The organism is Nostoc sp. FACHB-892, assembly GCF_014698795.1.
Classification (GTDB): domain Bacteria; phylum Cyanobacteriota; class Cyanobacteriia; order Cyanobacteriales; family Nostocaceae; genus Nostoc.
Genome location: NZ_JACJTR010000147.1, coordinates 1 through 1,743, shown reverse-complemented (window position 1 = coordinate 1,743; position 1,743 = coordinate 1). Strand labels below are relative to the sequence as shown.

At 45.0% G+C, this 1,743-nt stretch carries 3 protein-coding genes; 1 reads left to right on the top strand and 2 read right to left on the bottom strand.

The features are described 5' to 3' along the window. Positions 1-316 precede the first annotated feature (316 nt). Together H6G96_RS40655 and H6G96_RS42230 are read right to left on the bottom strand one after the other, a co-directional pair. The gene (locus H6G96_RS40655; protein ID WP_190920320.1) at positions 317-487 is read right to left on the bottom strand and encodes a hypothetical protein; all 171 of its coding nucleotides are present in this window, start codon (positions 485-487) and stop codon (positions 317-319) included. Positions 488-609: 122 nt separating this feature from the next. After that, positions 610-993 (bottom strand): hypothetical protein, encoded by a 384-nt coding sequence (locus tag H6G96_RS42230; RefSeq protein WP_242063673.1) that lies wholly within the window; start codon positions 991-993, stop codon positions 610-612. Positions 994-1,340: 347 nt separating this feature from the next. On the opposite strand from H6G96_RS42230, the gene H6G96_RS40645 reads away from it, so the two are divergent. Continuing rightward, entirely contained in the window at positions 1,341-1,562 is a 222-nt protein-coding gene (locus H6G96_RS40645; RefSeq protein WP_190920318.1) for a hypothetical protein, read from the top strand. The last annotated feature ends 181 nt before the right edge of the window (positions 1,563-1,743 follow it).

Genomic DNA, 1,743 nt, shown 5'->3' with positions numbered 1-1,743 from the left:
GTAGCGGGTTAGTTCTTGGGGAGAGGGATAATCAAGCTTTAGCATTTTTACGACGACCCCTACTCCATCGTCTCTGATGCCCCGGTACACTAGAGAATTGTCACTTTCGTATATTTTGTTTTGGATAAAAATACCAGGTAGAGCGATCATAGAGCAACTCTTAAGAGGATAATCTGGTACACCTCAAACTATACAGCAATCCAGCTATCTAGATTTTTCATCTTCTGAAATCCTATTTGGTTTTGTTCATTTCTAGCCAGTTGCAGAGCCTTAACTGAACTCTATTGAGCGCTGTATCAATTTATGTAGAGCGTTTCTACAGCACTGGTTTGACAACTGGCGTAGCATGGGACACCAGTTGCGGAAAGTTTTGCCCTATCCCTAGTACAACTTCTTCACTGTCCCGTTGTGTTGATATCTCCATTAAAACTGCAACCCAAAGACATTGGATGCCAAATTGCCAAAATTGTTTAGAGTATTCTCCCATATTCAGACTCCAGTACATTCAACAACTTCTCTTCCACAGCCGTTAGATAAGGTCGATTCAGCTTACCCAACGACTGCAACAGACTTTTAACTGTTTCCTCCAGGGACTCGCAATACACTCGACTAATGCGATTGCTCAAGGACTGCATCGTGCTCACATTCGGCAGGCAAGTAATCGTATGATTTCAGATGCTGCAACCCAACGGTGTACTCGCCATCCCACATTTTCACCATGCAACTTAAGTCATTCACTGCGCTGACAATTGCCCAACACCCACCCTTTCCTCTGAGTTCCGGGTTGTCCTTAACTAGGATTTGGCAGACTTCGCCGATTTGGTAGGTATTGGGTACTTGGGTACGCTCGATGATGCGCTGCACAACATCTTTGACGATCCGGTGCGAGGGTACTTTCCCGTTGGCAGACTCTATAGCTTGCTCCCATGCTTCAGGCTGGATGTCCGGGTCTAGCTTGGTCAGTGGCCTGATTTGCCACTCATTCGGAGGCATTATGTGAACGTTCCGTTCACATTTTTCCACCAAATTATCAAAAATAACCGCAGCTTCTATTAAATGGTAGGGCTGTCTGCGGTTAAAACCAAAGCGTTCGTGGCAATAATCTTCAAAAGTTTTGTGCGTGGAACGATATAATCTGCGATAGCCGAAGGCTTAAGCTTCGCTTATCGCCTACGGCGGGGCGAAAGCCCATCGCGTAACTCAGTTAATGCCTTCCCTGCTTCAAAGAAGGCTCGTTTTACCCTACGCTCCAAGTGCAGGCGGTAAGCGTAGCCATGCCGTCAGGCTTATCGCTCTGCTCCTGCTGGGTTAATTCAGGAATTTCAACAGCAGTAACGTCAATGATTGCTGAAGCTGGGTCTTCTGAAGGGGTAATGTCTGAGTTGGGAGATTCTGGATTGTGTGATGCGGAGATGGTGGCTTTTTTGCGGTTACGGGGTGGGGCAGCAAGTCAACATCTTAATTCTTTTGGGCAATATGAAAAGGCTCTAAACGGTCGGGTGCAAGCGGATTGTTTGGCTACAATTATGCGAATAGCGGTGAAGTATTTATACAGAATCTGACCAAACTTATTAACCTCTGTTCATTGCGAACAGTAAAGCAACAGCTCGAATTGTACTGCCTTCTCAATTACTCATTTTTGTTTCTCGTATGAATGAATCATCTGTTGGATTGTTTCGGTTTCGCCAATTTCATAAAGACTGATCAAACCATCCTCAATAGTAAAAATTTGCTCAATTGTTG